This is a genomic window from Saccharopolyspora erythraea, from assembly GCF_018141105.1.
GTDB lineage: Bacteria > Actinomycetota > Actinomycetes > Mycobacteriales > Pseudonocardiaceae > Saccharopolyspora_D > Saccharopolyspora_D erythraea_A.
This window is the reverse complement of record NZ_CP054839.1, coordinates 5,792,937-5,816,244: the sequence shown is the minus strand read 5'-3', so window position 1 is coordinate 5,816,244 and position 23,308 is coordinate 5,792,937. Positions and strand designations below refer to the sequence as shown.

At 71.8% G+C, this 23,308-nt stretch carries 18 protein-coding genes and 1 riboswitch; of the genes, 11 read left to right on the top strand and 7 right to left on the bottom strand.

Going from position 1 to position 23,308, the window contains the following annotated elements:
• Positions 1-34 precede the first annotated feature (34 nt).
• Positions 35-292: riboswitch (cobalamin riboswitch) on the bottom strand.
• 244 nt (positions 293-536) lie between these two features.
• Both HUO13_RS25960 and HUO13_RS25955 read left to right on the top strand, forming a co-directional pair.
• Positions 537-1,274, top strand: coding sequence for a class I SAM-dependent methyltransferase (locus HUO13_RS25960; RefSeq protein ID WP_211897655.1), 738 nt, complete (start codon positions 537-539; stop codon positions 1,272-1,274).
• A gap of 206 nt (positions 1,275-1,480) precedes the next feature.
• A complete protein-coding gene (locus HUO13_RS25955) occupies positions 1,481-2,293 on the top strand; it encodes a carbon-nitrogen family hydrolase (RefSeq protein WP_211897654.1) in 813 nt (270 codons plus the stop codon).
• Between the two features lie 180 nt (positions 2,294-2,473).
• Here the strand turns inward: HUO13_RS25955 and HUO13_RS25950 are convergent, their stop codons facing one another.
• From HUO13_RS25950 to HUO13_RS25935, 4 genes are all read right to left on the bottom strand, one after another.
• Positions 2,474-3,376: a GNAT family N-acetyltransferase gene (locus HUO13_RS25950; protein WP_211897653.1), complete on the bottom strand. Its 903-nt coding sequence runs from the start codon at positions 3,374-3,376 to the stop codon at positions 2,474-2,476.
• 281 nt (positions 3,377-3,657) lie between these two features.
• Positions 3,658-4,299 (bottom strand): AMIN-like domain-containing (lipo)protein, encoded by a 642-nt coding sequence (locus tag HUO13_RS25945; RefSeq protein ID WP_211897652.1) that lies wholly within the window; start codon positions 4,297-4,299, stop codon positions 3,658-3,660.
• Positions 4,300-4,708: 409 nt separating this feature from the next.
• Positions 4,709-8,008 carry a bifunctional lysylphosphatidylglycerol synthetase/lysine--tRNA ligase LysX gene (gene lysX / locus HUO13_RS25940; protein WP_249124053.1) on the bottom strand — a complete coding sequence of 1,100 codons (3,300 nt, stop codon included), beginning with the start codon at positions 8,006-8,008 and terminating at the stop codon, positions 4,709-4,711.
• Between the two features lie 27 nt (positions 8,009-8,035).
• Positions 8,036-9,418: a bifunctional DedA family/phosphatase PAP2 family protein gene (locus HUO13_RS25935; RefSeq protein ID WP_211897651.1), complete on the bottom strand. Its 1,383-nt coding sequence runs from the start codon at positions 9,416-9,418 to the stop codon at positions 8,036-8,038.
• A gap of 264 nt (positions 9,419-9,682) precedes the next feature.
• On the opposite strand from HUO13_RS25935, the gene HUO13_RS25930 reads away from it, so the two are divergent.
• Positions 9,683-10,516, top strand: a complete 834-nt coding sequence (locus HUO13_RS25930) for an alpha/beta fold hydrolase (protein WP_211897650.1) — start codon at positions 9,683-9,685, stop codon at positions 10,514-10,516.
• A 7-nt stretch (positions 10,517-10,523) separates the two neighbouring features.
• On the opposite strand, the gene HUO13_RS25925 is transcribed toward HUO13_RS25930, so the two are convergent.
• Positions 10,524-11,918 (bottom strand): NAD(P)/FAD-dependent oxidoreductase, encoded by a 1,395-nt coding sequence (locus tag HUO13_RS25925; RefSeq protein ID WP_211897649.1) that lies wholly within the window; start codon positions 11,916-11,918, stop codon positions 10,524-10,526.
• A gap of 7 nt (positions 11,919-11,925) precedes the next feature.
• Positions 11,926-12,597: a haloacid dehalogenase type II gene (locus tag HUO13_RS25920; RefSeq protein ID WP_211897648.1), complete on the bottom strand. Its 672-nt coding sequence runs from the start codon at positions 12,595-12,597 to the stop codon at positions 11,926-11,928.
• 383 nt (positions 12,598-12,980) lie between these two features.
• Between HUO13_RS25920 and HUO13_RS25915 the strand changes: the two genes are divergently transcribed.
• Both HUO13_RS25915 and HUO13_RS25910 read left to right on the top strand, forming a co-directional pair.
• Positions 12,981-14,339: an MFS transporter gene (locus HUO13_RS25915; protein ID WP_211897647.1), complete on the top strand. Its 1,359-nt coding sequence runs from the start codon at positions 12,981-12,983 to the stop codon at positions 14,337-14,339.
• 33 nt (positions 14,340-14,372) lie between these two features.
• Positions 14,373-16,007 carry a PucR family transcriptional regulator gene (locus tag HUO13_RS25910; protein WP_211897646.1) on the top strand — a complete coding sequence of 545 codons (1,635 nt, stop codon included), beginning with the start codon at positions 14,373-14,375 and terminating at the stop codon, positions 16,005-16,007.
• A gap of 25 nt (positions 16,008-16,032) precedes the next feature.
• Here the strand turns inward: HUO13_RS25910 and HUO13_RS25905 are convergent, their stop codons facing one another.
• Positions 16,033-17,661: a BCCT family transporter gene (locus tag HUO13_RS25905; RefSeq protein ID WP_211897645.1), complete on the bottom strand. Its 1,629-nt coding sequence runs from the start codon at positions 17,659-17,661 to the stop codon at positions 16,033-16,035.
• 238 nt (positions 17,662-17,899) lie between these two features.
• On the opposite strand from HUO13_RS25905, the gene HUO13_RS25900 reads away from it, so the two are divergent.
• The 6 genes from HUO13_RS25900 to HUO13_RS25875 are packed head-to-tail and all read left to right on the top strand — an operon-like array spanning position 17,900 to position 23,222.
• Positions 17,900-18,601 carry a GntR family transcriptional regulator gene (locus HUO13_RS25900; protein WP_211897644.1) on the top strand — a complete coding sequence of 234 codons (702 nt, stop codon included), beginning with the start codon at positions 17,900-17,902 and terminating at the stop codon, positions 18,599-18,601.
• 2 nt (positions 18,602-18,603) lie between these two features.
• Positions 18,604-19,737 (top strand): LLM class flavin-dependent oxidoreductase, encoded by a 1,134-nt coding sequence (locus tag HUO13_RS25895; RefSeq protein ID WP_211897643.1) that lies wholly within the window; start codon positions 18,604-18,606, stop codon positions 19,735-19,737.
• Positions 19,734-20,357: an amino acid synthesis family protein gene (locus HUO13_RS25890; RefSeq protein WP_211897642.1), complete on the top strand. Its 624-nt coding sequence runs from the start codon at positions 19,734-19,736 to the stop codon at positions 20,355-20,357. The genes HUO13_RS25895 and HUO13_RS25890 overlap by 4 nt, the downstream gene beginning before the upstream one ends.
• Entirely contained in the window at positions 20,354-20,911 is a 558-nt protein-coding gene (locus HUO13_RS25885; protein ID WP_211897641.1) for an amino acid synthesis family protein, read from the top strand. The genes HUO13_RS25890 and HUO13_RS25885 overlap by 4 nt, the downstream gene beginning before the upstream one ends.
• Positions 20,908-21,681, top strand: a complete 774-nt coding sequence (locus HUO13_RS25880; RefSeq protein WP_211897640.1) for an alpha/beta fold hydrolase — start codon at positions 20,908-20,910, stop codon at positions 21,679-21,681. The genes HUO13_RS25885 and HUO13_RS25880 overlap by 4 nt, the downstream gene beginning before the upstream one ends.
• Positions 21,678-23,222, top strand: coding sequence for an aldehyde dehydrogenase (locus HUO13_RS25875; RefSeq protein WP_249124052.1), 1,545 nt, complete (start codon positions 21,678-21,680; stop codon positions 23,220-23,222). The genes HUO13_RS25880 and HUO13_RS25875 overlap by 4 nt, the downstream gene beginning before the upstream one ends.
• The last annotated feature ends 86 nt before the right edge of the window (positions 23,223-23,308 follow it).

Sequence of the window (23,308 nt, the reverse complement as noted above, 5' to 3'; positions counted from 1 at the left end):
GGTCCTCCCTCGAGACCTCGGATCAGCGTGCACGGGTGTGCACGCACCGGTGGCAGGTCTTCGGACTCGCGGGCGCTCCCGGCCTTGGCCGGGGTTCCTAATGGCCGTCGCTTCCCAGACGCAGTGGTCCAGTGCTCTGTTTCCGGTCTTCTGAGACCGGTGACGGCGTTCGTTCCCGCTCACCGCTGCGGGGCAGTCCCGGATTCGCACCGGGTTCCCTCTTGCCTCGTCCACCGCGGTCGCGGCTCTCCACCGCGTCCGTGGCGGACGAACCACCAGCACACGACAGGCTAGTGACCCGATCCCCGTTGGCAAGTCCTCCCGAAGGGTGGTCGCATCGGAATGCGTGCATCGGCGGGGCGGAACTCGGGCCTGAAGTCGTCGTTCATGCATTTGAGCCGCATCGGTGAGAGGCCAGTCACATCCGGCGGCCTCCGGCTTCGTTCAGCAGCCGCGGGACCCGCGAGACCACACCGCGCGCCGGGACCATACGGTCGTGCCGAATGCGGTGATCGGGCTGGAAGGAGTTGGTACGGGTGGGCGACGTCAACGGCGCTCTCGACGCGGTGCGCCGGAACTGGGACCGGCGGGCCCGCGACTACGACCGCTTCTACCGGCGTTTCAGCGCGGATCGGCGCGATGCGTGGCGCACGGCGTGCGAGAAGGTCGTGCCCGCCCTGCATCCGGGCGGTGACGGGCCTCTCGATGTGCTGGACGTCGGTACGGGCACGGGGTTCCTCTCGACCCTGCTGGCCGAGCTCGGGCACCGCGTCACCGCCGTCGACCCCTCCGCGACGATGCTCGGCTATGCGCGGGAGGAAGCCGAGCGCCGGGGCGTGGACGTGCGTTTCGAGGAGTGCGGGGCGCATGACGTCGAAGACCTCGCGGGCACGTTCGACCTCGTCACCGCGCGGTACGTGCTCTGGACGCTGCCCGCACCCGTGCGGGCCACGGCCGCGTGGAGTCGAGTGCTCAGGCCGGGTGGCGCGGTGCTGATCGCCGACAGCACCTGGCACACCTGGCGCGGAGACGGCAGGCGGCTGCTCGCGTCGCTGCGCCCGGGCGGCGACCACGGGTTCGCGTGGAGGCTCCTGCGCGACTACGTCCGCATCGGCCGGGCGACGCCGAACTGGAAGGGGCTGACCCCGCACCGCGCGCAGGCGATCCTCGCCGCCGGCGGGTTCGGGCGGGGCGAGCGCTTCGACGACCTGCTGCCGGAGTTCGCGCGACCGGTGGGCGAAGGTTTCTTCATCACCGGCGCACGCGTGCGATAGGCCGTCGCGCGGGCTGTCCCCGGCCAGCCGGTGCCAGGACATCCCGCCGCCAGCGCACAGGAACGGCCGGGAAATCCTTTGCGGCGCCTGGACATCGATTTCCGGGTCCGCATCCGGTCGAGGGCACCTCCGCCGTCCGCTCCGGACGTGCGGCGCGGCGGACGGGACGCGAGAATGGGTGAACTCTTCCGAGGAGGTGGCAGAAGATGCGCGCCACCCTGGTTCAGCTCTCGGTCTCGGACACCGAATCCGCCGCGCAACGCCGCACTCGGGCCGCCGGGCTCGTCCGCGGCCGGGCCGGTGACGACATCGTGGTCCTCCCGGAGCTCTGGACGACCGGAGCCTGGGACTACGACGCGTGGCAGGAGGGTGCCGAACCCGTGGAGGACGGCCCTACCGCGCGGATCATGTCGGATGCGGCCAGGTCCGCGGGCGTGTGGTTGCACGCGGGGACCATCGTCGAGCGCGACGACAGCGGTGCGCTCTACAACACCGCGTTGGTCTTCGACCGCGCCGGGGCGCTTCGCGGCACGTACCGCAAGATCCACCGCTACGGCTTCGACACCGGAGAGGCCGTGTTCATGGCCGCCGGGCGGGACGTCGTGGCCATGCCCACCGAGCTGGGCGAACTGGGCTTGGCGATCTGCTACGACCTGCGCTTCCCGGAACTGTTCCGCGCGTTGGTCGACGCCGGGACGGAGGTGCTGGTGGTGCCCTCCGCGTGGCCTGCTCACCGCCGCGAGCAGTGGCGGATCCTGGTCCGCGCGCGGGCGGTGGAGGAGCAGGCCGTGGTCCTGGCGTGCTGCGCCGCCGGCACCCACGCCGGCATGCGGCAGGCCGGCGGCAGCCTGGTCGTCGACCCGTGGGGCGAGGTGCTCGCCGAGGCCGGGGACGACGAGGAGGTCATCACCGCCGATGTCGACGTGTCCGAGGTCCGCACCCTCCGGGCGGACCTGCCGGTTCTCGGGGACCGGATCCTCGGAATCGCGGCGCCCGCCGCCAGGCACGCGCCGGCGTAGGGCCTGTGCGGCCCTCGGCGTGAGGCCGACCGGCGTGCGGCCGCCCTCGGTGAGGTACCTCGGTGCACCGGAAAGGCGGCGCCACCGCTGTGCTCGGTGACGCCGCCTCGACTCCGCCGTGGGCTTGACTTGCCGTCCGGCATGCCACCCCGCGCGAGGAGACCTACCCGGGTCCCACCGTCACACGAAGTCGATCCGGTGTTCGGTGATCGGATATCCGGCCCGGGCGAAGGCGGCGGCCATCGGTCGGTTCGTGGTGTCGGTGGCGGCCGCGATCCGGTCCGCGCCCTCGGCGACGAGCAGGTGCGTGGCCTCCACCAGCAGGTCGTAGGCGTAGCCGTGGCCGCGCTGCTCGGGCAGCACGCCGATGTAGCCGATGACCGGGTCGCGCTGGTTGCGGCCGGGGATGCTCAGCCCGGCGAGCTCGCCGCCACCGGTGAAGGCCAACCGCCACCAGGAACGCGGACTGGGCATGTCCAGCATGATGTCCAGGTCCTCGCGGGCGGCGGCGTCCAGCCCGGACTCGTCGGTGGCCCGGCGGGCGTGGGCGTCGAGCGTGCCTTCGTGCACGCGCCGGAAGGCCGCGAGGAAGATTTCGTCGTCGGGTTCCGGGCGGAACCGCAGCCGGCCGGGGCGGGTCGGGAGGCCGTGGTCCGGGGTCCAGCGGTAGCGGTGGCGTTCGACGAGGAAGCGGAGTCCGGCCGCCGTCGCGGCGGCGATGCGGGCGTCCGCGGCCTCCTTCGCCGCCGGAACGTCGCGCCAGTCGGGTGGCAGGACGAGGGTGTACTCGGTACGGACCGGCGCGGTGCGCAGGAGTTGCACGGCGGCGTCGAAATCGGTGAAGTCCAGGACGTCCAAGACGAACGGGACGTCGCTCGCGGTGCCTCCCCGCCAGGCGGCACGGGCGACCACGGTGCCCTCGCGCAGCGCCACCCAGGTCCATTCCGGACGGTATTCGCCGGCAGCGACCAGAGCGTCGTAGGTGTGGCCCGGGGACGCGGGGCCGACCAGCCCGGCTTCCGGCAGTGATTCGAAGAGCGGCCCCTCCTCGGCGACGAGGGGACGGATGACCAGATCGGTCACGGGGTTTCCTTTCGGGAGAGCGCTCCCGGTCAGGACCTCGGTGCCCTCGTGCCGAGGCGGGAGCGCGCGGATGTCGTGATCACGGCACTCACCTCCTCGTTCTCGCCGGGCTCACGCAACTTAGCCGGAGCACATAGCGTTTGGCAACGGGTTTTGCCATCCGAGGCAGCGTCGGCAGACCCTGCTTCGGGGACGACCGGCAATGCTCGGATACCTGACTTCGCCGGAGGTGGCACCGGCTGTCCGCTGCCACCGCCCACGAAAGCAGGAACGAAGTCAGGTCACCGGCCCAGAGGTCCGCGGCTCATGTTGATGACCACCTTCTCGCCCTCGACCAGCACCTCGTAGTCCACGCCGGCGTCGAGACCGACGGTCATCTCGGCGGTGCCGTGGGAGTTGTCGTTGACGACGGCGCTCTTGGCGGTCGGCAGCCCGAACGACTCCGGGCCCGCGGTGGTCCGGGCGGCGTCGGCGGCCTCCAGGTAGACGTGCAGGAAGCTCTTGCCCTCCATGCCCTCGACCGGTTCGCCGGAGCCGCCCCAGACCGGTGCCTGCTCGTTGAGCTCGTGCTTCATCAGCTTGATGCCGCCCGACAGCTCCGGCAGCGTGCTCAGGTCGAACACGACCCGCTCCTCCGAGCCGTGCTGGCCGGCCCGGATGTCGATCTCGCCGGGCTTGTCGTTGATCACTTGGCCGCTCTCGCGGACTTCGCCGCTCTCGCCGGTCCCAGTGGCCTCACCGCTGTTCTCAGCCGCTTCGCTGCTCTCGCCGGCCGCGCCGCCGACACCGGGTGATGCCTGGTTCCCGGTTACCTGTCCGGGAGCGGGCACGGCCGGCTGCGCACCAGCCGAGCACCCGGTCAACGCGAGCGCGGACAACACCACCGAACCGGTGGCGACGGCGAGCTTGCTGCGAAAAGACATGACGACCGCCCCCTTGCTCTGCTGATGCCTTGCAGACCGTGAGACGCGTCGGGAGCGAGGAGGTTCCATCGCATCGGCCGATTGGCCGAATCTCTCACCGGCCACGGCCACGTGCCCAGCTCCGTGTCTATCCATTGTGGAGCGGCGCTCGACGATCTCGTCGCGCGGGCCCGCACACCGCGTCGCGGTAGCCATCGACGGGGACAGCGCGTTCCCGGAGCAGGCTGGTTCCGCCGCACTTCGGTCCCTTTGCCGCGCCTCGTGCACGACGGTGTTGCCGCCGTGCACGATGAGGCGGGTGTCGCTGAGCCCGGCGTGCCTCTGGGCCGTGGTTCACCCGGTCGGCGTGAGCCGTTCAGCTTCGCCGCACGGCCGAGCCACCGCCCTGCACCGCGCGGGGAAGTGCCGTTCAGGTCGCGCGTTGTGGCTTGACCAGCGGGAACGCCAGGGTGTCGCGGATGGAGCGCCCGGTGAGCAGCATGACGAGGCGGTCGACCCCGAGTCCGAGGCCGCCGGTGGGCGGCATGGCGTACTCCAGCGCGGTGAGGAAGTCCTCGTCGACGTCCATGGCCTCGGCGTCGCCCTCGGCGGCGAGCCGGGCCTGGGCGGCCAGCCGCCGCCGCTGCTCCACCGGGTCGGTCAGCTCCGAGTAGCCGGTGCCGAGCTCGGTGCCGAAGGCGACCAGGTCCCAGCGTTCGGCCAGCCTGCCGTCGTGGCGGTACGGGCGGGCCAGCGGCGAGACCTCTGCCGGGAAGTCGCGGTAGAACGTCGGCCCAGTGGTCTCAGTCTCCACGAGCCGCTCGTAGAGCTCCAGCAGCACCGCCCCGCGGCCCCAGTCCCGCAGGTGCGCGACGCCGTTGTCGTCGCAGAGGTGCCGGAGCAGTTCAACGGGCGTGTCCGCGGTGACCTCCTCGCCGGTCGCGGCCGACACCGCCTCGTGCACGCCGACCACCGGCCAGTCACCGGCGAGGTCGGTCTCGACGTCGCGGCCGAGCCGGTCGCGACCGGTCACGACGGTCGAACCGGTCGCGGCGACCGCGGCGGCGACCACCAGCTCCCGGCACAGCTCGCGCATCGTGGAGTAGTCGCCGAACGCCTGGTATGCCTCCAGCATCGTGAACTCGGGGTTGTGCTTGTGCGACACGCCCTCGTTGCGGAACGACCGGCCGATCTCGAACAGCCGCTCGACGCCGCCGACGCAGAGCCGCTTGAGGTAGAGCTCCGGGGCGATCCGCAGGTACAGCCGCAGGTCGTATGCGTTGATGTGGGTGCTGAACGGCCGGGCGTTCGCCCCGCCGCGGACCGGTTGCAGCACCGGTGTCTCGACCTCGACGAAGTCGGACCGCACGAGCACGTCCCGCAGCGCGTGGGTGGCCGCGCTGCGCGCCCGCAGCACGGAGCGCGCGTCCGGCCGCGTGATCAGGTCGAGGTGGCGGGCGCGGACGCGCGAGTCCGGATCGGACAGACCGCGGTGCTTGTCGGGCAGCGGGTGCAGGCACTTGCCCGCCAGGATCCAGCTCTTGGCCAGAACCGTCAGCTCGCCGTGGTCGGAGGTCACGACCTCTCCGGTCACCGACACCTGGTCGCCGATGTCGACCTCGCCGCGCCAGGCCCCCAGCAGGTCGTGGCCGCTGCCGTCGGCGGTGAGCAGCACCTGGAGGTCGCCGGACCAGTCGCGCACGGTCGCGAAGCACAGGCCGCCGTGGTCGCGCAGGCGCATCACCCGCCCGGCCACCGACGTGGTTTCGCCGGTCCGCGTTCCCGGCTGCAGACCGCAGTGCTGCTCGGCCACCGCGCGGCACGGTTGCGTGCGGGGCACCTCGGGCGGGTACGGGTCGACGCCCGCCTCGCGCAGCTCGGCGAGCTTGCGCAGCCGCACCTGCTGCTGCTCCGGTTCGGCGGCAGGCTGCGGTGCGGGCGGCACCGTCGCCGGGGCACCGGGCCGCGCGCCGGACACGGTCACCGCCCGGCGGTGGCCGAAGGCGGGCACGAAGCCCTCGGCGATGGCCGAGGCCAGGCCCACGCGGGCGAGCTCGCGGTGCTCGGCGAAGGCGATGTAGCGGGGGTACCAGTGCGGCTGGTACTTGACGTTCGACCGGTAGAGCGACTCCAGCTGCCACCAGCGCGACAGCAACAGCAGCAGTCCCCGCCAGGCCCGCAGCACCGGGCCGGCGCCCAGCCGCGCGCCTTCCTCGAACGCCGAGCGGAACACCGCGAAGTTCAGCGACACCCGCGTCACGCCCAGCACCGGCGCCGTGCGCATCAGGGCCGCGACCATCAGCTCGACCAGCCCGTTGTCGGCGTCCGGGTCGCGCCGCATCAGGTCCAGCGACAGCCCGTCGCGGCCCCACGGGACCAGCGACAGCAGAGCGTGTCGCCGGCCATCCGGTCCGACCGCCTCCACGAGCACGCAGTCGCCGTCGCGCGGGTCGCCGAGCCGGCCCAGCGCCATCGAGAAGCCGCGCTCGGTGCCGCTGGTGCGCCACCGGTCGACCAGTTCGACGATTTCCCGCATCTGGGCCTCGGGAACGTCCCGGTGCCGCCTGACGCGCGTTCGGTAACCGGCGCGGTGGACCCGGTTGACCGCCTGGCGCACCGGCCGCATGTCCCGGCCAGACAGGCCGAACTCGGCGGTGTGCAGAACCGCCTCGTCGCCCAGTTGCAGCACCTTCAGCCCGGCCCGGGAGAACGCGGCGGCGGCAGGCTCGCTGAGCCCCATCGCCGCGGGCATCCAGGTGTACTCCCGGCACATCGCCAGCCAGTCCTGGATCGCCGGGGTCCACGCCTCGGGGTCGCCGACCGGGTCGCCGCCGGCCAGGCACACCCCGGCGACCGGCCGGTAGCTGATGGCCGCCTTGCCGCTGGCCGAGAACAGCGCCGGCCGGTCGCGGCGGGTCGCGAAGTAGCCGAGCGAGTCGCCGTCGCCGGCGTCCAGCAGCCGCCGGATCCGCTGTTCCTGCTCGGGCGTCAGCGCCGCGGCCACCCGTTGCGCGGCGAAGAGCACGAACAACGTCGCGAACAGCGCGGCGCTGCCGAACAGCCCGAGCAGCAGGTTGACCCAGCCCGGGGCGTGGCCGACGCGGGTGACGTCGAAGACCACCGCGCCGCCCAGCACCCGCTCCACCGTCCAGGTCAGCCGCTCCCACGTGTCGTCCAGCGAACCGGGGAACACCGTCACCAGGCCGAAGCCCAGCGCCACGAACGCCGCGACGAGCCCGCAGAAGGTGGCCGCGGCGCGGCGGACGCTGCCGCTGCTGGTGCGCCCGTAGAACTCGCCCCGCGCCCACACCAGCAGGGTCAGCGCCGCGAGGCTCACCGCGACGTTCACCTCGAACGGCCACGGGCTGACCGGCACCTGCCGCAGCGTGCCCATCTCGTCGATCCACAGCGAACCCTCGCTGCCCGCGGCCACCAGCACCGCCAGGTCCACGAGCAGCTGGAGCAGCACGATGGCCGCGAGAATCCGGTGCGCGACCCACTTGCGCCGCTTCAGCGCCGCCGCGAGCACCGCCAGGAAGGCCCCGTAGGCGAGGTTGGGCGGGGCGGGGAAGACGACGTCGTCGACGAACCGGCGCACCGGCTGGACGTGGCCGTGCAGCACCAGACCGACGGCCGCGAACGAGCACAGCAGCGCGATCGCGAACACGACCCCGGCGGCCGCGCCCGGGACGCGGTCGCGCCACCGGAACCGCCGCGCGTGCTCCACCACGGGCCTCCTCAGCGTCGCGAGCCGATTCTAGGCGTCGGTGACGGCCTTCTCGCGGCGCAGGCGGTGCAGGGCGCCGGTGGTGGTGATGACGGTCGTGGTCCAGGCCAGGCCCAGCGCGTAGCCGCCGAGGACGTCGGTGAACCAGTGCGCGCCGAGGTAGATCCGGGAGAAGCCCACCAGCAGCGCGAGCAGGACCGCCGCGGCCCAAGCGGTGACCTGGTGCCCCCACTGGGGCCAGCGGGCGGCCGCGAAGTAGGCGATGGTGGCGCAGGCCGCCGCGGACTGGGCGGCGTGTCCGGAGGGGAACGAGTAGCTGCCGGTCTCGACCAGCATCAGCGCGAAGTCGGGCCGGTCGCGGCCGATCAGCAGCTTGATCGCGTTGACCAGCACGGCGGCGCCGGCCACCGTTCCCAGTGCGGTGGTCACCGCCCGGCGCCGGTCGCCGCGCGCGGTCAGCAGCGCGGTGGCCAGCGCGGTCGCGGGTACCGCGATCCACGCGCTGCCCAGCGCGGTGGCCACCTGCATGGCTGCGGTCAGCCAGCCGGTGCGGTGCGCGACGAGCCAGTGGGACAGCGGGCTGTCGTCGGCTGCCAGCTCCTCGTGCCCGAGCACGTCCTCGGTGATCTTGCCGAAGGCCCAGCCGCAGCCGACGATGACCAGCAGCCCGAGCGTCAGGTACAGCCCGAGCGCGCCACCGGGGTGCAGCCGCCGCGCCAGGAAGGCGAGCTGGTGGCGGAAGCGCCACCGCACCGCGCGCACCCACGGCAGGTCCAGCGCGGAGGCGGTGACCGTCCGAATCCGGTCGCGGTGGGTACCGGCCCATCGGGCTGCCGCGACGACCGCGACGACCATTGCCAGCAGGACCAGCAGCACCAGCCCGGCGGAACCGGCGAGGTGGGCCACGGCCTGGTAAGAGTGCCCGGCCGCGTACCCGAGCAGGACGAACCCCGGTCCCCAGACGAGCCCGCCGACGGCGGTGTAGAGCAGGAAGGTCCGGTACGGCATCCGGCTGGCGCCCGCGACGAACGGCAGCAGCGACCGCAGCACCGAGACGAACCTGCCGAACAGCAGCGCCCGGCCGCCGTAGCGGGCCAGGGTGGTTTCGACCTTCTCCCACCTCGCGGCGCCGATGCGGCGCCCGACCCAGCCGCGGCGCAGCGCCGGGCCGATCCAGCGGCCCACCTCGTAGCCCAGCAGCGGCCCCACGAGCGCCGCGGCGGTCGCCACGAGCACCATCAGCGGCAGCGACACGTGGCCGGTGAAGGCGAGGAAGCCGCCGAGCAGCAGTGCGAGCTCGCCGGGCAGCAGCAGCCCGGCGAAGACGGCCTCGCCCGCCGCCAGCACTCCGACGACGACGTAGGCCCATGGGGACGCGAGACCGGCGAGGTCGCCGAGCAACCAGTCGTTCACGGCGACCTCAGTGCGCGGCCAGAGCGTCCCGGGCAGGAGTGGTCGGGGTGGTGCGGAGATCATTGCACGACGTTACCGGCGTACCGGTGGCTCTGGCACAGCGGCGACGGTTCGTGACCGTCGCCCGGCCAGGTGCAGCGGGTCCACTGTGGATGAGCGGCGGCGGTCGAACCTGTGTTCCCCCTGTCATGGCGTGCGAAGCCGGGCGAGGTGTCTACCGTGGTGGGTCCGGGCCGTTCCCGCCTGCGCGTCGGGAGGAAGCACATGGACGATTGGCAGCTGACCGCCGCCTACTCATCGGATCTCGGCCAGGTGCGCTGGGAGAAGCTGGGGGCTCCTGACGGCGAACCGCTCGTTCTGCTCCACGGCACGCCGTTCTCCTCCTACATCTGGCGAGACATCGCTCCGGCGTTCGCGCACCGGTACCGCGTCTACGTCTGGGACATGCCCGGCTACGGAGTCTCGGAGAAGTCGGAGGCGCAGGACCTCTCGCTCGACGCGATCACGAGGGTCTTCGCCGAACTTCTCGGCCACTGGGGCCTGACCGAACCGCTGGTGGTCGCGCACGATTCCGGCGGGGCGATCGCGCTGGGCGCGCACCTGCTGCACGACGCCCGGTACCGCAGGCTCGCGCTGGTCGACGCCGTCGCGCTTGGGCCGTGGGGCAGCGCCTTCTTCGAAGTGGTGGGCGGGCACGCGGAAATCTTCGCCGCCCTGCCGCTGCGGGTGCACCAGGCGTTGGTGCGGGAGTACGTGAACACCGCGAGCAGCCGCGGGCTGCATCCGGCAACGCTCGATGCTCTGGCCGCCCCTTGGACGGACGAGCCCGGTCAGGCCGCCTTCTACCGCCAGCTCGGGCAGCGCACGGAAGATCCCTCGTTCATCGACGAGATCCAGGGCCGGTACGAGCGAATCGGGATACCGGTCAAGATCTGCTGGGGGCAGGACGACACCTGGATGCCCGAAGCGCGCGGACGGGAGCTCGCCGCCCGCATCCCTGAAGCGACGTTCCATCCCGTCCCGCGCGCAGGGCATCTCGTGCAGGAAGACAATCCCGCCGACCTCACCGCAACCCTTGTGGACTTCCTCCGGGGATAGGGACCCCTCAAGGGCGGCGGGTGATGAGGTCGGCGAGTTTCGCCAGTCGTGACTCGCGTCCGCGTGTGTGCTCGTGGTGGTCGGCCCAGCCGTAGGCGAGGTACATGGATCGGACGCCGAGCCAGCGCAGGGGTTCGAACTCCCATCGGCGGGTGGTGTGTCCTACCCAGGGCAGGCGGGTGAGTTCGGTGTCGTGGCCGAGCACGAGGTCTCGCAGGGTGCGTCCGGCGAGGTTGGTGGTGGTGACGCCCTGGCCTACGTAGCCGCCGGCGTGTCCCAGTCCGGTGCGGGGGTCGTAGGTGGCGCTGGAGCACCAGTCGCGGGGGACCCCGAGTACGCCGCACCAGGCGTGTGTGACGCGGTGATCGCGGGTGGCGGGGAATCTGCGGTGCAGGATTTCGGTGAGGGAGCGGATGGTCGCCTGCTGGGTGGCTCCGTCGCGGTCGGTGGCCGACCCGAAGCGGTAGGGGATGCCCCTGCCGCCGATGGCGATCCGGCCGTCGGCGGTGCGTTGGCCGTACATGTGGGAGTAGCACTTGTCGCCGAGGGTTTCGCCGCGGTTCCAGCCGATCTCGTCCCAGACCTGCCGTGGCAGTGGCTCGGTGACGATCATGGAGCTGTTCATCGGCAGCAGGGTTCGCCGCTGGCCGGCCAGGGAGGCGGTGTAGCCCTCGGTTGCTCGCAGGATCACCGGTGCCCGGACGACGCCTCGGTCGGTGTGGGCGAGGTGGGGCTCGATGTGTGTCACTGCGGTCGATTCGTGGATCCGCACGCCGAGTGCTTCGACGACGTCGGCCAGTCCGCGCACGAAGCGTGCGGGTTGGATGCGGGCGCAGTGCGGTGTGTAGGCGGCGAGGGTGGCGTCGGGAATGTTGATGCGTTCCCGCAGTTCGTCGCGTTCGAGGATGCGGGAGTCGGGCACGCCCCAGTGGTGGTCTTCCTCCACTCCGGCCCGCAGCCGTTGCGCTTGGGGTGGGGAGGAGGCGATGCGGATGGTGCCGCCTTTGACGGTGTCGGCCTGGATGCCCTCGGTCTCGGCCACGGCGACGAACTCGTCGACCGCCTCGTTCATCAGCCGCTGCTGTGATCTGAGCGCGTCCGGGCCGTGGAGCTTGGCGAAGCGCTCGCGTGATCCGGCGATCAGTCCCGATGCCCAGCCGCCGTTGCGGCCGGAGGCGCCGTATCCGGTGAACTCGCGCTCCACGATGGCGATGTCGAGTGCGGGGTCGGACTTCTTCAGGTAGTAGGCGGTCCACAGCCCGGTCAGGCCGCCGCCGACGATGCAGATGTCGGCGCTGACGTCTCCCGGCAGCGCGGGTCGGGGCGCCGGACGGCCGCCCAGGGCGTCGAACCAGAAGGACACGTTGCCGTTGACCAGATCCGTGTCAGTCGCAGAACTCATGCCGGGCTCACAGCCCCAGCAGCGGGGGCAGCTCGGACAGGTCGCGGATCTCGTCGTAGGGCTGGTAGTGGTCGCTGCCCTTGAGGCCGTAGCGGTTGACCCAGACGCGGCGGTGGATGCCGAGGGCCTTGGTGGGCATGATGTCGTAGTCCCAGCCCTGGGCGACGTGGGTGATCTGGTCGCGGGTTTGGGGGAGCACCGAGAACAGCTTTTCGAAGGCTTGGCGCCGTGGTTTGTAGGCGCGGGCTTGTTCGGCGGTGACGACGTGGTCGAAGGGCACCCCGATGGCGTCGAGGTGGTGGGGGATCAGGTCGTCGTCGCTGTTGGTCAGGATCGCGATGTCGTAGTGCTGCTTGAGCGTGCGCAGTGCGTCGGGCACTTCCGGGAAGGCGGGGAACTTCTCGGCGGCGGCGATCAGGCGGTCGTAGTCCTCGTCGCGGTATTCGATGCCGTGCAGCAGCATGCAGTTCTCGAGGGAGTCCCGGAGGATGTCGCGGTAGCGCCGGTAGGGCTGGACGACGCCCTGGAAGCGCATGACGCGCAGGTTGTCGAGGAACACCTCGTGGTCGACGCCGACCTCGTCGAGGCGGTCGCGGACGATGGGCAGCGTCTCGCGGTTGAGGTCGAAGTCGACCAGGGTGCGGTAGCAGTCGAAGGTGACGACGGGGCGAGGGCTCATGGTCGCTTTCCTTTGCGGTGGTGCGGCGTGGGGCCGCCGGCGGAAGAGGCGCTGGCTCCTTCGGCGAGGTGGTGCTCACGAGGCGGAACGGACCTCGGAGCGGCTGGGGCAGACGCTACGCCCCGCGTGCGCCCTGGCCGGTTGACAAAACGTCCAGTCCTGTCCCGTGAGGCGGACAGGTCATGCCTTGCCGCGGCCATGGGCGTCTCGGAGGCGCGACTACCACGTGTAACGCATCGGTGGCAGGGAGAGAACAGGGCGCGAGGGAGTCGAGGCGTGGTGTCAACGAAGTCGGCGACGAGGTGACAATCTGTCTGCGTCCAGTCGGGGTGCTCTGGCGCACAGTGAACGCAGTCCGCCTTCGTCACCGAGAGGCACCGCCAATGACCACCACCCTGGACGACGTTCCCGTCACCCGCTTCCACCGCCGCCTGGTCACCGTCGCGATGGGTGGGCCCTTCTGCGACGGCTACCTGCTCGGCATCATCGCCGTCGCGCTGAGCCAGATCACGCCGCAACTGGGGCTCGGGCCGGTGTGGTCCGGGCTGCTGGCCAGCTCGGCGCTGATCGGCGTGTTCGTCGGCGCGCTGGTCTTCGGGGCGATCACGGACCGGATCGGGCGCCGGTTGATGTACGTGCTCAACCTCGCGGTGTTCGTGGCCGCGTCGGTTCCGCAGTTCTTCGTCACCGAGGCGTGGCAGTTGTTCGTGCTGCGCCTGGTCATCGGGATCGCGGTGGGCGCGGACTACCCGATCGCCTCGGCCATCACCGCCGAGCTGGTGCCGCGCAAGCTCCGCGGGCCCGCGCTGTCGGGTCTGGTGCTGTCGTGGTGGATCGGTTACGGCGTGAGCTACTGGGTCGGCTTGGCCCTGTCGAACCTCGGCCCCGACGGGTGGCGCTGGATGCTGTTGTCCGGGGCGGTTCCGGCGTTCGTGTTCCTGCTGATGCGTGCCGGGGTGCCGGAGTCGCCGCGGTGGCTGGCCAGCCGGGGCCGGATGGATGAGGCGACGGCGATCGTGCGCAAGTACGTCGGTCCGGACGTGCGGGTGGACGACCTGGTCGCGGAGAGCAGGGCACCGCGGCGCAAGGGGTCCGGGCTGGGCAACATCGGCGAGGTGTTCCGCCGCGGCTACACCAAGCAGGTCGTGTTCTGCTCGATGTTCTTCATGTGCCAGGTGGCGACGGGCTACGCGATCCGCACGTTCCAGCCGCAGATCCTCGAGTCTATGGGTGTCGGCAACGCGACGGCGAGCTCGGCGGTGATGATGCTGATCCCGATCCTGGGCGTGACGGCGGGTCTGGTCCTGGTCAACCGGCTCGGCCGGCGGCCCCTGCTGATCGGCACCTTCGTCGCGATCTTCGCGTCGCTGCTGTGCCTGGCGCTGCTGCCGCTGCACCTCGCGCTGCCGATCATCCTGCTGTTCGTGCTGTTCCACTTCGCCGAGGCCGCGGGCAGCGCGCTGCAGTTCCTGTATCCCAGCGAGCTGTTCCCCACCGACCTGCGGGCCACCGGGGTGGGCTTCGCCTCCGCGATGAGCCGCTTCGGCTCCGCGGGCGGCACGTTCTTCCTACCACTGCTGATCGCCGGTGTCGGCAACACCGGGACGCTGCTGATCGGCGCGGGCATCACGCTGGTCGGCCTGGCCGTCTCGGTGGCCCTCGCCCCGGAGACCAAGGGCCTGGGGCTCGCGGCCGCGAGCAACACCGGCACCGCTGCCGTCGAGGAGCGGGCGGTGTCGTGAAGACCATCGTCAGCGCCGACCGTCCCGCGCGCCGTGACCGCCGTTGAATTCGGCGCCCGCAAGGCGCAGGGTGTGGTGGTGAACAGCGACGGCGGGACTGTGACGCTGGGTGAGGTGTTGTCCCTGCCGGTGCTGGCTCGCGGGCTGCCCAAGGTCCTCGCCGGCCAGGACCGGCTGGACCGGCCGGTGCGCTGGGTGCACGTCACGGAATGGGCCAGCCCCGCCTCGGCCCTGCGTGGCGGTGAGCTGGTGCTGACCACCGGCATCGGCTTCCCCGCCCGGCTGGACGACTACGCGGCCGAGCTCTGCGACGTCGGTGCCGCCGCCGTGGTGCTCGAGCTCGGCCGCTGCTACCGGGAGGCGCCGCGCGAGCTGGTCGCGGGCTGCCGGTCGCGCGGCGTTCCGCTGGTGGTGCTGCACTGCGGGGTCAAGTTCGTCGACGTGACGCAGGAAGTGCACGCGATGATCCTGGGCGGCCAGCTCCGCACGCTGCGGACCGCGCAGCGCATTCACGACACGTTCACCGCGCTCTCGCTGCGCGGCGCCGGGCCCGACGAGATCATCCGGGCGGCGGCGACCATGACCGGCCGCGCGGTCGTGCTGGAGAACCTGGCGCACCAGGCGCTGATCTTCGCGTCGGTCGAGCGGGTCCTGGACGACGTGCTCAACCGGTGGGAGGAGCGCTCCCGCGCCACGCCCTCGCCCGCCGAGCGCACCGGCGTCTGCGGGCAGGAGGGCTGGCTGGTCACCTCGGTGGAGTTCCGGGGGCAGCGGTGGGGGAGGCTGGCCATGCTCCCGGCCAGCCCCGCCGAGCAGCACTTCCACTCCGAGCACGTGGTGATCCTCGAGCGCGCGGCCGTCGCCCTCACGCTGGCGCGGCTCACCCGCGAGACCCGGTGGGAGGAGCAGGCGCACCGGGACGCGCTGCTCGACGTGCTCGAGCAGCGGCAGCTTTCCTGGCGCGACGCCCGGACCAGGATCACCGCGCTGGGCGTGCCGGTCCAGGGGCGCAGGCTCGCCGTCGTCGTGGTGCGCACCGACGAACGGGCATTGCTGCTCGACAAGCTGCGGGCACGGCTGGAAGGCAGCGCTCTCGTGGGCGATCTCGGGGAGCGCGGCGTCGGTGTGCTCCTGTCGTTCCGCGAGCCGGGCGGCTGGCGCCCGCTGGCCGAGGAGATCAGCGAGCTGGCGGGCGCCCCCGTCAACGTCGGAGCCGAGGTGGGCGAGCTGTCCGAAGTGGCCCGGTCCGCGGCCGAGGCCGAACAGGTCGCCGACGCCGTCCCGCGGGGCGGGGCGCCGGGGGTGCACACGGTCACCGACATCGGTCTCCCGGAACTGCTCTACGCGTTGCGCGAGGACCCCCGGGTGCAGTCCTACGCCGAGCGCCAGCTCGCGCCGCTGCTCGCCTACGACCAGTGCCACGGCACGGACCTGCTGGCCACGGTGCGCCACTACCTGGCCGCCGCGGGCAACAAGTCCATCGCCGCCCGGCGGGGCCACCTCTCCCGCCAGGCCCTCTACCAGCGGTTGCGGCTCGTCGAAGAGGTCCTGCACGGCGACCTGGAAGCAGGCGACTTCCGCGCGCAGCTGCACGTCGCGGTAGCCGCCCTCGACGCGCAACGCGCCGGACGCGCCGCCCGAGCCGAAGGCGGCGCGTCCGGGAAGTGACCGCGATCAGCGGCACTGGGAGCAGTCACGGCCTCGGTGTCGTCGGGGTCGCGGTCGGCAGGGCTGCGGTGGGGGCAGGTTCAGGCGGCTCGGCAGCCAGGCTTGCCGTTCCGAGCGCGCCGCCGTCCGCCGCCGGTGTGCTCGGTACCGGCTCCGCGGCCAGGTCCTTGGCGAGCGACACCGCGACTCCGACGATGATCAGCAGGAACGGTGCGGAGCTGACGATCACCATCTGCTGCAGCGCGTCCAGACCACCGGCGGCCAGCAGGGCGATCGCCGCGGCACCGGTCACCACGCCCCACAGCGCCAGAATCCACGACCGCGGGTGCTCGGCGCCGCGGCTGGTCAGCATCCCGAGCACGAACGTGTTGGCGTCGGCCCCCGAGACGAAGAACAGCACGACGAGCACGATCGTGGCCACCGAGCTGACCGCGGGCATCGGCAGCGACTGCAGCGTTGCGAAGAACGCCGAGTTGGCATCGGCGGCCGCTGCCGCCGCGACCCGGGTGGTACCGGCCAGGTCGCTGTGGATCGCGGTGCCGCCGAAAGCGGTGAACCAGACCGAGAAGACCAGGCTCGGCACGAGCAGCACGCCCACGACGAACTCGCGCACCGTGCGCCCGCGGGAGATCCGGGCGAGGAACACTCCCACGAACGCGCCCCACGACAGCCACCACGCGAGCATGAAGTAGGTCCAGGACTGCATGAAGCCGAGATCGCCGCTGGCCGGGGTGATCAGGCTGGTGGAGATCAGCTCGCTGAGGTAGCGGCCGACCGACTGCACGTAGAGGTCCGCCAGGTAGACGGTGGGGCCGACGACGAGGACGAACACGAAGAGCAGCCCGCCGAGGCCCATGCTGGTCTCGGACAGGTAGCGGATCCCCCGGGAGACACCGGTCAGCGCGGACGCGGTGAACAGCAGGGTGATGATCCCGATGATCGCGAACTGCACGGGCCGGGAGTCGGGGATTGCGAACAGGGCCGTGAAGCCGCCGTTGATCTGCAGCGCGCCGAGCCCCAGCGAGGTCGTGGTCCCGAACAGCGTCGCCAGGATCGCGAACACGTCGATGGCTCCGCCGACGGGGCCGTCCGCGCGGCGGCCGAGCAGCGGCCGGAACAGCGCGCTGACCAGGCCGGGCCGCCCGCGCCGGAACATCGACCAGGCCATCGCCAGCCCGAACACGGCGAAGATGCCCCATGCGTGCAAGCCCCAGTCGAAGAACGAGAACTGCATGGCGGTGATCGCGGCGCCCGGTGTCATCGGCGCGGCCATGCCGTGCGGGGGCTCGGCGAGGTGCGAGATCGGTTCGGCCACCCCGTAGGAGATCAGGCCGATGCCCATCACGGCGGAGAGGATCATCGCGTACCAGCTGAGCCGCCGGAACGCAGGGCGCTCGTCGTCGCCGCCCAGGCGCAACCTGCCGTAGCGGCTGCATGCCAGGACGACGAGGAAGACCAGGAACCCGAGCGACACCAGCAGGTAGGCCCAGCCGAACCCGCGCGTGATGCCGTCGAGGGCGGCCGAGCCGACCCTCGACAGCGAGTCCCCGGCGGCAGCGCCCCAGACCACGATCGCGAGGGTCAGGGCCAGCGAGATGTACAGAACGGGGCCGGGACGCCGGCGACCCGGCGGCACGGCGGGGGAATGGGACATCGTCGTCTCCGTGAGCTGGCTGGAAGAACGGTGCCGTGCGAACCGCCCGGAGCGGGCGGCGCGTGTGATGCAGGAAACCGTGGCATGCAAGAAGTCGGCGGTCAATACCGAAGTTTGACACCGCCATGGCGGTGTCCCGGTCGAGACCAGTGCATCTGATCAGTGCTTTATCGGTCATGTGGCCCTTCGGCGAGACTTCTCTTGACGACCGAAGAGACCGCCGCTTAGCTTCTGTTGCATGCAAGAAGACGCGGTGAAGGTCGGCCGACGAGGCGCCCAGGAGCGCGTACTGGCCGGGGTGCGGCGCGGCATCATCGAGGGGCGCCACCTGCCCGGTGAGCCGCTCTCGGAGCTGGCCCTGGCCTCCGAGTACGACGTGTCGCGGACTCCGGTCCGGGAGGCGCTCAAGCAGCTTCAGATCGAGGGACTGGTCGAGGTCCGGCCGCGGGTCGGCACGTTCGTCCGGTCTCCGAGCCGGCGCGAGGTCGTGGAGCTGTTCGAGCTCAAGGAGATGCTCGAGGGCATGGCCGCGCGGCTGCTGGCCTGCCGCGGCGCGGTCCCGATCCTGGACGAGCTCGACGAGAACATCGAGCGTTCCGGCAGCGCCGTGGCCCGCGACGACGCCGAGGGCTACGCCGCACTGGTGCACGAGTTCCACGAGCTGCTCGTGCGCGGGGCGGACAGCTCACAGCTGGAGTCCCACTACCGAACGCTGATGAACCAGCTCGCCTACCACCGGCTGGTGTCGGCGTCGCTGACCCGGCCGGGACGGCTCGGCGCCTCGCTGGCCGAGCACCGCTACGTGCTGGAACTGATCCGCGAGAAGGACGGTTTCGGCGCCGAGTTCGCCATGCGCGACCACGTCCGCTCCAGCGAGCGGGCCACCATGGCCACCGACGACCCGCTCACCGGTGGCCGTCCCCTGCGGAAGGAACTTTAGGAATGCGTTTCTCGGTCTTCCACAACGTCGGCGCACCGGGCCGCCTCGACGACGTCGCCGGGGTGCTCGACGAGATCCGCGAGGTCGCGACCTACGCCGACACCGCCGGCTACCACTCGATCTGGTACACCGAGCACCACTTCGGCCACGAGGGCTACGAGCTGGTGCCCAACCCGGTCCTGATGGGCACCGACATCGCCGCCCGCACCTCGCGGATCCGGATCGGCCAGGCCGCCAACATCGTGACGTTCTGGAACCCGATGCGCCTGGCCGAGGACATCGCGCTGCTCGACCAGCTCTCCGGAGGCCGGGTGGAGGTCGGTGTCGGCCGGGGGCTCTACGGGCGCGAGGCGATGAACCTCAACCCGGCGGCCGACCCCCGCGACCAGGAGCAGAACCGGGCCCTTTTCGAGGAGACCGTCGAGATCCTGCGCAAGGCGTGGAGCGGTGAGTTCTTCACCCACCAGGGCCGGTTCCACCAGTACCCCGCCCCGGACATCGAGTGGAACCACCCGCTGTCACCGTCGTCGCCGGATTTCGTCGGTGAGGACGGCAAGATCTCCGCGCTGCAGGTCGTCCCGCGCTCGTTCCAGCGGCCGCACCCGCCGCTGTCGCAGGTGATCGACACCCCGCGTTCGATCCAGAGCGCCGCCCGCGCCGGGATGAAGGGCATCTTCTGGATGCCGCCGATCTCCGAGCTCAAGGGCCGCTTCGAGCTCTACCGCGACACCCTGTCGGAGGCCACCGGCGTCGAGCAGGCGCTGGGAACCGGGCTGTCGCTGGTCCGCGACGTCTACGTCGCCGAGACCATGGAGCAGGCCCGGGCCGACTTCGAGGAGGCGCTGCTGACCTCCTACCGCTGGATCTGCCACTGGCGCGGGCTGAACAACCTCCGCGAGGTCGGCGAGGACATCACCGGCCGCGAGCTCGACTACGACTTCCTCGCCGAACGCAACCTCCTGGTCGGCACGCCGGATCACGTGGCGGAGAAGGTGCACGAGCTGCAGCAGGAGCTGAACCTGCAGGACCTGCTGCTGTGGACCACCCACCCGGGGCTGGAGCACGACAAGGCGATGCGCAGCTTCGAGCTGTTCGCCGAGAAGGTCATGCCGCAGTTCTCCGGGACCTCGTCGTGAATCCGGGCATCCGCCGGATCGTCACGGTCGTCGAGGAGACCATGCGCGAGGTCGGTGAGCCGGTGCGGGTGCCGGTGCGGCGCGCCGCCGTCGTCGCGGTCGTCGCCAACCCGTGGGCCGGCCGCGGGGTCCAGGACGACCTGTCCGCCGAAGTATCCGTGCTGGCCCCGGAAATCGCCCACGCGCTGTCGGACCGGCTGCTCGACGTGCTCGGCGGGGCCGAGCGGGTCGAGGCTTTCGGCAAGGCCGCCCTGGTGGGCCTGGACGGCGAGATCGAACACGCGGGTGCGCTGATCCACACCCCGTACTTCGGGGACGTGCTGCGCCACCGCACCGATGGCGAGTCGATCATCGTCTTCTCCGACCAGCGCGTCCCGGCGGGAACGACGTTGTCGGTGCCGATCTGGCACAAGAACCACGCCTCGACCCGTTCCCACTACCAGACCGTGCCGGTCCGGGTGCCCGACGCTCCGCGTCCCGGTGAGATCGCCGTGATCGCGGCGGCTTCCGACGGTCCCCGGCCGAACGCGCGCATCGGCGACCGGCGCACCGACGCCGCGCTGGCCGACAACATCCTGAACCGTCCCCTCGACCACGCCGAGAAGGAGCCCGTTTCGTGAGTGCCAGCATTCGCAGCGTCCACACCGTCATCGACGAGATCCACAGCGAGGGAGGCCGTCCCGTCGAGCCGGCCGCGCGCGTGGCGGTCGTGCTCGCGGTCATCGAGAACCCGTGGGCGGGACGGGGTTTCGTCCAGGATCTCGGGTCGACGATCGACGAGGTCGCCCCGCAGCTGGGCAAGCTGCTCAGCGACCGGGTGGTCAGCGCCCTGGGCGCGCCGGTCGAGGCCTACGGCAAGGCCGCGATCGTCGGTCTCGACGGCGAGATCGAGCACGGCTCCGGGCTCATCCACACGCTGAAGTTCGGCAACTTCTTCCGCGACGCGGCCTCGGCCACCACGCTGCTGCCCGCGGTGGAGAAGCGGGCCGCGGCGGGCACCGTGTTCGACATCCCCCTCAAGCACGTCACCGATGCCACGATCCGGTCGCACCACCAGACCGTCGAGGCCCGGGTGCCGGACGCGCCGCGTGCCGACGAGATCGTCATCGGGCTCGCGGCCGCCGCCCAGGGCCGCCCGCAGGCGCGGCTGGCCCCGCTGGCGAGCGAGCAATGACGGTCCCGGCGGACGTGGTCCTGCTGCACGGGGTGGGCCTGGACCACACCATGTGGCACCGCGTCGCCCTGGAGATCTCGGCGGCAGGCCACCGGGTCCACGCACCCGACCTGCTCGGACACGGGGCGGCGCCGGACGCGGAGCCGGGCACGGCGCTGGCCGGCCTGGCCGGGCCGGTGGCCCGGCTCGCGGCCGGTGCGCGAGCTCCCGTGCACCTGGTCGGGTTCTCGCTCGGCGCGCTGGTCGCGACGCGGGTGGCTCTCGACCATCCGGATCGGGTCGCGTCGCTGACGCTGGTCAGCGGCGTGGCCAACCGGTCGGAGGCCGAGCGGCGAGCGGTGGCAGGCCGGCTGGAGGCCGCCCACCGCGACCTGGCGAGCACGTTCGACGTGGCGGTGGACCGGTGGTTCTCGCCGCGCCGGCGGGACGCCGAGCCGGGACTCGTCGACCAGGTCCGCACCGTGCTGCGGGCCAACCGGCCGGCGTCGTACCTGGCTTGCTACGCCGTGTTCGCGCAGGCCGATGCCGAGCTCTGGCCGCAGTTGCCCCGGATGGTCCCGCCGGTTCTCGCCGTCACCGGCCAGGACGACCCCGGTTCCACCCCGCAGATGGCGGCCGCGGTCGCCGAACGCGTCCCGCGCGGGCGGTGGGCAGTGGTCCCCGGCGCCCGCCACCTGCTCCCGCTGGAGCGACCGGACGTGGTGGCCGCCGCGGCCCTCGCCCAGGCCGAAGGACGCCCACTCGAACCTCCAGGAGCGTTGGTCACATGAGCACCCCGACCCCGGCAAGCACAGCTTCCGCGAGCCCATCCACCACTGTGGACACCGGCCGGCTTTCCCGGTGGGAGCACCACATCGACGGCCGGTCCGTGCCGCCGGCGGACGGAGGCTACTTCACCAGTGACAACCCGACCACGGGTCGCCCGTGGTACGAGGCGGCCCGTGGCACCGCGGCCGACGTCGAGCGCGCGGTCGCCGCGGCGCGACGCGCGTTCGAGTCCTCGTCCTGGCGGCGGCTGTCGCAGACCCGGCGAGGCGCGCTGCTGCGTCGCGTCGGCGAACTGATCGGCGAGCACGCCGAGGAGCTGGCCCGCACCGAGTCCACCGACAACGGCAAGCTGCTGCGGGAGATGACCGCGCAGCTCGCCGGGCTGCCGGAGTACTTCTTCTACTACGCAGGGCTGGCCGACAAGATCCACGGCGAGACGATCCCGGCCAGCAGCGTCGACGTCCTCAACTACACGTTGCGCGAGCCGGTCGGTGTGGTCGGGGCGATCACGCCGTGGAACTCGCCGCTGACCCTCTCGGTTGCCAAGCTGGCCCCGCTGCTCGCCTGCGGCAACACGGCGGTCGTGAAGCCCTCCGAGTACACCAGCGCGTCGATGCTGGCTCTGGCGCCGCTGTTCGAGGAGGCCGGGTTCCCGCCGGGCGTGGTCAACGTCGTGACCGGGTTCGGCGGCGAGGCGGGAGCTCCGCTGGTCGACCACCCCGAGGTGGCCAAGCTGTCGTTCACGGGCAGCAGCGCGACCGGAGCACGCATCGCCGAGCGCGCAGGCCGGCGGCTCGTCCGGGCGGGGCTGGAACTGGGCGGCAAGTCGCCGCAGCTGGTCTTCGCCGACGCCGACATCGCCAGTGCCGCCAACGGCGTCATCGCCGGGATCTTCGCGGCCGCCGGGCAGACCTGCATCGCGGGCAGCCGGGTGCTGGCGCACCGCTCGGTCTACGACGAACTGGTCGAGCGGGTCGTGGCCCGGGCGAGCACGATCCGGATCGGCGATCCGCTCGACGCGGACACCGAGCTCGGGCCGCTGGCCATGCCGGCCCAGCTCGCCAAGGTCGAGGAGTACGTGTCGGCCGGCCGCGCGGACGGCGGCACCCTCGCCTACGGCGGCGGCCGCCCGGAGGTCGGGCTCGGCGGCTGGTTCCACGAGCCGACCGTGTTCACCGGCCTGACCAACGAGGCCCGGATGTGCCGGGAGGAGATCTTCGGCCCGGTCGTGGCGGTCATCCCGTTCGACGACGACGCCGAGGCCCTGCGGATCGCCAACGACACCAACTACGGCCTGGCCGCCGGTGTGTGGACCAAGGACCTCGCCCGCGCGCACCGCGCCGCGGCCGCGCTCGAGGCGGGCACGGTCTGGGTGAACATGTACCGCGCGATGTCGCCGATGTCGCCGCGGTCGGGTTTCAAGACCTCCGGGCTCGGCGTCGAGCACGGCACCGAGGTGGTCCGCGAGTACACCCGGCTCAAGAGCGTCTGGGTCAACACCAGTGACGAGCCCGCAGGCGACCCGTTCGTCCTGCGGTCCTGAGCGCCTGTCTTCGAACTCGTCTTGCGCGGAGGTTCCGGTGGCGGAACCTCAGGTGCCCTTTGGCGAGGGCGGGCCGAGCGGCCGCG